The organism is uncultured Peptoniphilus sp. (assembly GCF_946998875.1).
Taxonomy (GTDB): domain Bacteria; phylum Bacillota; class Clostridia; order Tissierellales; family Peptoniphilaceae; genus Peptoniphilus_A.
On the sequence record NZ_CAMQAY010000035.1, the window covers coordinates 1 to 8190 of the forward strand.

Here is an 8190-nt window from a genome sequence, read left to right on the forward strand (position 1 = left end):
TGCCAGGAATTTTTCCATAGACATATCCATTTTCGTCAATCTCTGCTTCAATGCCAAGGGACTTTAACTCCTCCACCAAGAAATTTCCAAGCTTTAACTGTCTATCTGTTGATGGACAAGTAGGGAAACTCTCGTCACTAGTTGTCTCAAAGGAAACATAATTTAAAAATCTATCTAAAATATTTGTCATAATAACCTCCAATGAATTTATTTTATCAAAAAAAGGCAAAAAAATAAAAGCGATTTAAAAATCGCCTCTATTTAAAAATTTTTATAAAATTAATCAAACTTATAAATATTTATGCCAGTGTATTCGTCCTTTTGTCTTTCCACTGTGCCATCTATTACATTAATTGTTAATTCGCAAGTTACACTTATCTTAGCAGATTTTAAATGACCGCCATAAACATTTCCATCAGTGTCAGATGTAGAGATGTGAAGGTGTGGATAGTATTCGCCATCTAGGGTTGTGATGCTTCCAATTAGAGATAAAATTTCAAATTCGCCCTTGAAATTTTTTTCCTTGTAATCTCTTTTTGCCAGACTAAAAAGTCCAATAGTGAAGTCGTCTGTGGCTCCAATGCCATAAATGCTTGCAAGTTTAATATTTTCCTTTAAAGCAATTTCTCTTAATTTTTCGTGAACTTCTTCAGTTCTGTCAATTCTTGCTATAATTTTGTCGCCAAATCTTTTGTAATCCATAATTCCTCCAATTTTTTTACTTTTTTACCAAAATAAATTGAAATTTTTAACATCTTTAAATTAATTTTACCAAATTTTTTAAAAATCAATCAAAATCATTTTTTGAAATTCTATCTTCCACAGAGTATTCGTTGTCCAAAATTTCCACATCGTACTGCTCATTAAACATTGGCGAAGACAAAATATAGTCGCCCGTAGTAGGAGATGTTGCCAGGGCAATATTGTATAGGGTGGAAATTCTAAGTAGGGCCTTGACATCGGGGTCGTGAGGTTGTGCTTCAAGAGGGTCCCAGAAGAAAATTAAAATATCAATTTTTGAATCAGAAATTTTTGCGCCCAGCTGCAAATCGCCTCCCAGTGGACCAGAGACAAGCCTCTTTACATCAAGAGAAGTTTCGCGAGAGATAAGGGCAGCAGTAGTTCCCGTTCCAATAAAATTGTGTCCCCTTAATTTTTCTTCGTGCTTTTTAACCCAAGCTAGTAATTCTCTTTTCTTGTGGTCATGTGCCACAAGAGCAATATTTTTCTTTTTTTTAACTGTGTTCTTTTTTACTTGCATAAGTACCTCGAATTTTTAAAAAATCTTGACTAAGCTCTTTCTTTAATATATAATATCAAAGATTGAAATCCTTGCATAGTTTTTTTAGCTATGCCGAAGACCATAAGGAGGTGAAAGTATGAACAAATATGAAGCGGTGATTATGTTTTATCCTGAAGTGGAAGAAGAAAAGAGAAATGCTTCTTTCGACAGACTTAAAAAGGTAATCGAAAAAGACGGTAAAATTGATAATGTTGATGAATGGGGCATGAGAAAATTAGCTTACGAAATCGACTACAAAAAAGAAGCTTATTATATTTTCGTTGAATTCGAAACAAAACCAGAAGACATTGCTGAAATCAACAGAGTCGCAAAAATCATGGACCCAGTTATGAGACAAATGATTATAAAAGTTGAAGACTAAGGAGTTTTTATGAATTGTGTTAGTTTAATAGGAAGACTAGTAAGAGATCCGGAACTTCGTTATGCGCAAAATGGAACAGCTATTTGTCGTTTCACGGTTGCTGTTGACAGAAGAATGTCAAAGCAAAAGAGACAAGAAGCACAAGCTAATAATCAACAAACTGCTGACTTTATTTCTTGTACAGCTTTTGGTCAAACAGCTGAACTTATTGCAAATTATCATAGAAAAGGAAGTCAAATTGGAGTTGAAGGTAGAATCCAAACAGGAAGCTACGAAAAAGAAGGAAGAACAATTTATACAACAGATGTTGTAGTAAATGCTATTTCTTTTATCGGCTCAAGCCAAGGACAAAACCAAGGCGGATTTAACCAAAACCAAGGCGGCTTTAATCAAAATAATTTCCAAAGTCAAAACCAAGGTGGATTTAACCAAGGTGGATTTAATAATGAACAGCCACCAGTAAATTCAGCCTACGGAAATGATTTTTCTAAAAACAATAATGACGATGAAGATGGATTTTTCCCTGTTGATAATGACGATATTCCATTTTAAGGAGGGTAAAAATGCAAAGAAGATTTGGCAGAAGGAAAAAAGTAGATCCTTTTGAAAAAGATAAAACTAAAAAAATTGACTATAAAGATGTTGATATGCTAAGAAATTATATTTCTGACCGTGGCAAAATTCTTCCAAGAAGAATCACAGGTTTAACTGCAAAACATCAAAGAGAAATGACAGTTGCTATAAAAAGAGCAAGACAAATTGCACTTATTCCATATAGCGCTGACTAATTAATTTGAATTAAACTGTTGGGTAATAACCCAGCAGTTTTTTTGTTTTTCTTTTGTATTTTTATACCCACTCATATATAATTGCTTTAAAGAGTTACATAGTAAAAGATTTTAACTTATATAATTTAATTTTTTAGGAGGATTTATGAAAAAGAAATTTATTTTGGGAGCGTCCATACTGGCTCTTGCCATACCAACTTTTGTTTTCGCAAATTCTGATATTAGGCTTTGGGTCAAGGGCGAAATTGTAAAATCTGATGTGGCGCCCTATATTGCTGAGGATAGAACCATGGTGCCTATAAGGGTTATTTCAGAAAATTTGGGAAAGGTCGTTACTTGGAATAATGATGATAAAAAAGTTACCATCAAGGATGAAAAGGGCAATGAGTTTTCTCTTGTGATTAATGAAAAATTTATGGAAGATATTTCCAGCAATGTATATAGAAAGATAGAGCTAGATGCACCAGCTGTAATTAAAGATGACAGGACCTTTGTGCCTATAAGAGCTATTGCCGAGGCTTTTGGCGAAAGGGTTCATTGGGACAATGACAAGAGAGTGGTTGTAATTGGCGAAGCTTATGATCCTAATAAGCTTAAAAATGAAAATATAAAGGACCTTCTAGAAAAGAAGGAAGTCTTGGACCCACTAGGTCTCGACTACCTTTACAAGAAGGACATGGCAGGCAAGACTGATGAAGAAAAAGTTAATTATGAAAGGACTATGAGGGCACAAGAATCCAAGGTCTTTAAGGGCTATAAGAATGGAGATGTTGAGGGTTGTCTTGCTTGGCTTTCTTTCGCCAAGGCTGGAGGATTTTTTGGACCTGAATTAAACAAAAATCCATTTTTAAATCCCAACAATGATGGTCTTGGAATAGGCTTGACTAAAAGGGGAGAAGCCATGTCAGGTTACGAAAAAACGGAGGGAGAAGACTACTACAAGAGAGACTGCATGGGTCTTGCCTCTGGTCCATCTATGGCAGGACTTGAGCACTTTGATTATTATATAAATTACGATGGAACTTTTAGCTATTTCAGACTTCCCCTTCACTACCACGACTCTCCAGAGAGAATGATAGAGCAAATAAAGGAAGAAATTGCAAATGCAAAAAAGATTAAGTTCATCAAGGCCAACAAGAAGGATATGGAAAAGCTATTAAAGACTCTTGATGTATATTACGATCAGGCTTACAAAAAAATTTAAATTTTAAGGGCTAGCTTAGGCTAGTCTTTTTTATTTTGCTTTTTATAATAAAGTAAAAATTCATATTATCATCAAATTAATGATAGCAATTCATTTTAAACTATTTGTAAAAAGACAAAAAAATAAGGGACTATTCCTAGTCCCAAATTTTTATATTTACTTAAAGAAATTATCTAAAGAATAGATAAAGTATTGGCATAGTGATTACTATACTTAAAATAACTCTTTCAATCCAAATTATAATATAATCTGAGAATTTTAGAGGTATTTCTGTTCCCATCATTACAGGAATTGATGCTGAGAAGAATAGGATTTCTGAAACAGAAACTACTGCTACTAGCATTTTTGCTATTAGTCCAAGTCCTGCATTTGCTACAACTGGAGCTGGTAAAAGCATTTCTGCAATACTCATGCCAAGTGCTTGTGCAACCATAAGTGGTTCTTCTACTCTAGTAATTAGTGTGAATGGGTAGAAGATGTAGCCAATAATATCAAAGATTGGAGTGTACTCTGCAAGTAAAAGTCCTATCATACCTACGCCAAGAAGAGATGGTGCAATGTTAAGTGCCATTTTAAATCCATCGATAAAGTTATCTTTTACAACTGATGCTAGTGAGCCAGAATTTTTGTAAGCTTCCATACCTGCTTCTATGGCTTCGCTAAAAGTAACTTTTTTCTTTTCTTCAGGCACATATTCTTTTCCAGAATAATATTCTTGTGATTTTTTATTTAGTGGGAAAATTCTTGCTGTTATTGCTGTTACTATAAATGTTACAAAAAGTGTAATCCAGAAATAGGCTAGCCAATAGTCTAACAAGTCCAAAGTTTTTGCAACTATAATCATAAAGGTTGCAGAAACTGTTGAAAATCCTGTTGCAATAATTGCTGCTTCTTTTTTTGTGTAAGTGTCTTCCAAATAAACTCTATTTGTAATTAAAAGTGCTAATGAATAAGATCCTACAAAGGATGCAACGGCATCGACAGCTGATCTACCTGGAGTTTTAAAGACTGGTCTCATTACTGGTTCCATAAATACACCAATAAATTCCATTAGTCCAAAGCCTGTCAAGAAAGCCAAGAAAACTGAACCAATAGGCACGATTGTAGCTACAGATACCATGATTCCGTTCCAGATAAGTGGTAGCATGTCTTTGTCAAAAATTCTTGCAGGACCCTTGTGAGTCAAATACATAAAAACAAATACTAAAGCTACAAGCTTAATTGCAAAAAATACTGAATGTAGTTTACTTTTTTGCCAAGATTTTGTTTTTATTGCATAGGCTATACCAGCAAGTACCATGAAAACTCCAAAAACTAAATTATAATTTGGAAGTTTTTTAACAAGTGTTGTTATATGGTCAATTGGTATACTCTTTGCTCCAGCAATTGTAATAGGCACAAAGAACATAAAAATGCCAAAAAGTGAATAAAAAATAAATAGTGCAATGTCCGTCGAGTTGAATTTTTTCTTTTCCATAATGTCCTCCTTAATTGATATTAATATACTATGGTTTAGCTTTATTATAACATAGTATTAGCAGAAAAAACGAAAGTTGACTAAGTTTCAACTTATTTTTTTAAAATTATTTTATTTTAAAAATTTTTAGTGAAGGTTGGTTTAAAAAAATACTCACAAAAAAAGCTCATCCAATATATTGGACGAGCTCAAAATTTTTTATTTTTCATCAGTGAAGTTAACTTTTATAATGTTGTCGGCATTTACTTCTTCTGTCGTGTAGTAATTGTAAATGTCTTTGCCAAACTTTGTAAGTCTTATGCTTTTATCAGATTCCTTTATCTTTATTACTTCCAAATCTTTTAAAATATTTAAGAGGGCAACTTCATCTTCTGCAAAGTCTCTATTTTTTATCTCTCCTACATCTTTTAAGTCTTTCAAAAGCTCTCTCACAAAGCTACTATATTTTTCGTAGTTTATGCCAAAGGAGCTTTCAAGAAACTTTTTATTAGTTAAGGACTCTATCCAAAGGGAAAGCTTGGTTATGTCGTCAAGAGCTTGGTATTCATCGGCAAATTCTGTGAGAAAAAGTTCTTGTGGAAATTCATCTCCACTTATTAAAGTCAAATATTTTTTCAGCATAAAGTTCAGGTAGAGCTCAATTAGTGGAAGATGTTTATTTTTTAGGGTCTTAACATCTTTTGTTGGCTTTAGATTTATGGCAGAGGAAAAATTTTTTAACATAGAGGGAGAAAGGTCCCCTGACTTTAACAAATTCACACAGTTCATGTCAAGGAAAGTGATAAAGCTATCAAAATTTTCTATAAAGTTGTTGCCAAAGACTGCTTTTTTGTTGTCATAAAGTATATCTAGCAGGTTGTCATCAGAGTAAAAGCCGCTTTCACTGTTTTTTAAAAGTTCCATATAATAAAATATGTTGTTCTTTATCTCGCCTAAATCTTTTAAAATATTTTTTACGCCCCTGCCCATGATTTGAAGCTGTCCATAAAAGACAAGCAAAAAGTCTATGGACTTTATTAAGTCTTCTCTTGATAAGAAGCCTCCAGCCTCGCAAAGGTCTTTAATCATTTCCTTGTAGTCTAAGTCGTAATCTTTGAAAGTCTTATCTTCTTCATAATCACCAAGGCTTAGGCATCGACTTAACTTTGAGAAGAGAGTGAAGAAGAATCCCATTATAAATTCAAGATCTTCACCAGGGAAAATTTTTTGAAATAACTGTGTGTCTTGGGCTATAAGAAGGTCCTCTTCATAAAAAGACCTTAACAAGTGACCAAAATCTTCCAAGCCATCTAAATCTTCCAAGTCTTCATTGGGATGGAGAAAATTTTTATTTATTGATTCTAAAGTTACACCAAATATGGCAATAATATTTAAAAATTCTCTTTTCAAAAATTCTTCATTCATTTTTATGGGACCGTAATTATCCTCTATGTGTCTGAATAAACTAATGAGGTTTTCCGAAAAAGTAAAAAAGACTTCCTCGTCCATAATTTGAATGACTTGAAGTATGGATTTTTTATTTTCGTCGCCAAAAATTCTGTAGAGACCAAATTCTCCTTTATTAATATCAATCTTTGTGTAATTTTCCACTTCTATATATTCATCTAAAAGGACATCATAAAAGGTAAAGTGGTCATCTTTCTCCTTTATTCTAAAAAGGGACACATAGGAGTCTCTAAAAATTTTTATAAGATAATCATAGTTTTCTTCAGCTACTTCGATTTTTTTTAGCATGCTTTTTAAAACTCTCTTTGCATTATCCTCATACTCCTTAAAGTCAAAGAGCATAAAGGCTGCCAGTTCGTCTCTATCTCTTACCATTACATAGGGATTTTCTGTAATTGGAGTAAATTCAATTTCATTTATAAAATTTTCAAAGCCAATAGTGGCTTGGCTCAAGAGTTTTTTTCCTATTTCATAAATTTCTCTTGTAGTTAAATTCATTTTTTCACCTATTCTTCAACTAATTCCTTTAGTTCATCCATGTATCGCAAAATATATTCTATGTGATAATTGTAGACGCTGTCAACTTCAGTTAAATTATGAGAAGTTGGTTCATTTAAATCGTAGCGACTTTTCACTTCCTCAGAAATTTTTTCGCTTAAATAATTTGCGTTCATATTATTTATTACTTCTAGCCGAACAGATATGCTTTCAAGTAGAGAGCTAATCTTTGTCTCTCTATCAAGTGAATGGTCGTGGTGGAAGGGTGTCTTTACTTCCTTTTCTAAAAGTTTATAAAGAGTATTTGCATTAGATAAATTTTCATTAAAATCAGATAAATTTGCTCTCTTGTCATAAATTATTTCTCTCAAAACTCTATTTGCTGATTGATAGCATTTTTTTGAAACTGTAATAAAATCTTCCCAGATATTGGGAGAGGATATATAGTAATTTATAAGGACGCCAACAAGAACTCCTATTACTGTTCCCAAGATTCTATTAAAGGCATAGACAACTTTGTCGGAATCGGAGCAAAAACTTGCAACGAAAACTATACAAGAAAGTTGTGTCATGTCACGCATTTTTAAAATTGCAAGTATATAAATAATTATCAAAACTCCAAGCCCTGCAATTAAGGGTTCAAGTAAGAGGGGAAGGGAAATTTTTGAAGCAAGATAGCCAATTATTACACCAATTACTGCAGTAAAAAGTCTCTTCTTCATATCATCTAGGGATTCTGACATTGATGGCTTCATGGAAGAAACTGCAGCAATGGCAACAAAAATTTGTGAATTTAATTTAAAAAAACCTGAGATAAAAAGTCCAATTACAACAGCTAGGGCTGTCTTAATTGCACGCATGCCAATTCTGTACTTGTAATCAAATTTATTTTTTATTGCCATGTAATCACCCAATCTATTTTTTAATATTGCATGATAATTATATCAATAATAAATATAAAAGTACATTTTCATAATTTACGAGAGCCCTGATATTATTTGTAAAAATTGGGTAAATAATTAACAAAGAAAAGGAGAGTGACATTTATGTTATTGAATTTTGTTGGAAAAAACATTGAACTTACAGAATCTTTAAAGAACGTGGCAGAAAAAA

9 protein-coding genes and 1 pseudogene are annotated in these 8190 nt (G+C 32.7%); 4 read left to right on the forward strand and 6 right to left on the reverse strand.

Annotated features, from left to right (window positions below):
- The 3 genes and pseudogenes from Q0U74_RS07225 to Q0U74_RS07235 form a co-directional block, all read right to left on the reverse strand.
- A pseudogene (locus Q0U74_RS07225) lies at window positions 1–190 on the reverse strand (peptidase T); the annotation flags it as partial.
- Window positions 191–279: 89 nt separating this feature from the next.
- The gene (locus Q0U74_RS07230; protein WP_297393706.1) at window positions 280–702 is read right to left on the reverse strand and encodes a PPC domain-containing DNA-binding protein; all 423 of its coding nucleotides are present in this window, start codon (window positions 700–702) and stop codon (window positions 280–282) included.
- An 85-nt stretch (window positions 703–787) separates the two neighbouring features.
- On the reverse strand, window positions 788–1261 hold the full coding sequence (locus Q0U74_RS07235) for a methylglyoxal synthase (protein WP_297393708.1): 474 nt from the start codon (window positions 1259–1261) through the stop codon (window positions 788–790).
- Window positions 1262–1379: 118 nt separating this feature from the next.
- Here Q0U74_RS07235 and rpsF point away from each other — a divergent pair, with 118 nt between their 5' ends.
- From rpsF to Q0U74_RS07255, 4 genes are all read left to right on the forward strand, one after another.
- Complete coding sequence (rpsF, locus tag Q0U74_RS07240; RefSeq protein ID WP_288166202.1) at window positions 1380–1664, forward strand: 30S ribosomal protein S6; 285 nt, start codon at window positions 1380–1382, stop codon at window positions 1662–1664.
- A gap of 9 nt (window positions 1665–1673) precedes the next feature.
- Window positions 1674–2216 (forward strand): single-stranded DNA-binding protein, encoded by a 543-nt coding sequence (locus tag Q0U74_RS07245; RefSeq protein WP_297393711.1) that lies wholly within the window; start codon window positions 1674–1676, stop codon window positions 2214–2216.
- A gap of 11 nt (window positions 2217–2227) precedes the next feature.
- Window positions 2228–2452, forward strand: coding sequence for a 30S ribosomal protein S18 (gene rpsR, locus Q0U74_RS07250; RefSeq protein ID WP_019108153.1), 225 nt, complete (start codon window positions 2228–2230; stop codon window positions 2450–2452).
- A gap of 145 nt (window positions 2453–2597) precedes the next feature.
- A complete protein-coding gene (locus Q0U74_RS07255) occupies window positions 2598–3656 on the forward strand; it encodes a copper amine oxidase N-terminal domain-containing protein (protein ID WP_297393714.1) in 1059 nt (352 codons plus the stop codon).
- A gap of 169 nt (window positions 3657–3825) precedes the next feature.
- Here the strand turns inward: Q0U74_RS07255 and Q0U74_RS07260 are convergent, their stop codons facing one another.
- The 3 genes from Q0U74_RS07260 to Q0U74_RS07270 all read right to left on the reverse strand — a co-directional run bounded on the left by Q0U74_RS07260 (window position 3826) and on the right by Q0U74_RS07270 (window position 7979).
- Entirely contained in the window at window positions 3826–5133 is a 1308-nt protein-coding gene (locus Q0U74_RS07260; protein WP_297393715.1) for a YjiH family protein, read from the reverse strand.
- A 198-nt stretch (window positions 5134–5331) separates the two neighbouring features.
- Window positions 5332–7077, reverse strand: a complete 1746-nt coding sequence (locus Q0U74_RS07265) for a hypothetical protein (protein WP_297393717.1) — start codon at window positions 7075–7077, stop codon at window positions 5332–5334.
- A gap of 8 nt (window positions 7078–7085) precedes the next feature.
- Window positions 7086–7979 (reverse strand): aromatic acid exporter family protein, encoded by an 894-nt coding sequence (locus tag Q0U74_RS07270; protein ID WP_297393719.1) that lies wholly within the window; start codon window positions 7977–7979, stop codon window positions 7086–7088.
- Window positions 7980–8190 lie beyond the last annotated feature (211 nt).

What these genes read in the sequence shown, in the direction of transcription:
- Q0U74_RS07230 (WP_297393706.1), bottom strand. Translation starts at nt 702, where the DNA reads ATGGATTACAAAAGATTTGGCGACAAAATTATAGCAAGAATTGACAGA.
- rpsR (WP_019108153.1), top strand. Translation starts at nt 2,228, where the DNA reads ATGCAAAGAAGATTTGGCAGAAGGAAAAAAGTAGATCCTTTTGAAAAA.
- Q0U74_RS07265 (WP_297393717.1), bottom strand. Translation starts at nt 7,077, where the DNA reads ATGAATTTAACTACAAGAGAAATTTATGAAATAGGAAAAAAACTCTTG.
- Q0U74_RS07270 (WP_297393719.1), bottom strand. Translation starts at nt 7,979, where the DNA reads ATGGCAATAAAAAATAAATTTGATTACAAGTACAGAATTGGCATGCGT.
- Q0U74_RS07255 (WP_297393714.1), top strand. Translation starts at nt 2,598, where the DNA reads ATGAAAAAGAAATTTATTTTGGGAGCGTCCATACTGGCTCTTGCCATA.
- rpsF (WP_288166202.1), top strand. Translation starts at nt 1,380, where the DNA reads ATGAACAAATATGAAGCGGTGATTATGTTTTATCCTGAAGTGGAAGAA.
- Q0U74_RS07235 (WP_297393708.1), bottom strand. Translation starts at nt 1,261, where the DNA reads ATGCAAGTAAAAAAGAACACAGTTAAAAAAAAGAAAAATATTGCTCTT.
- Q0U74_RS07260 (WP_297393715.1), bottom strand. Translation starts at nt 5,133, where the DNA reads ATGGAAAAGAAAAAATTCAACTCGACGGACATTGCACTATTTATTTTT.
- Q0U74_RS07245 (WP_297393711.1), top strand. Translation starts at nt 1,674, where the DNA reads ATGAATTGTGTTAGTTTAATAGGAAGACTAGTAAGAGATCCGGAACTT.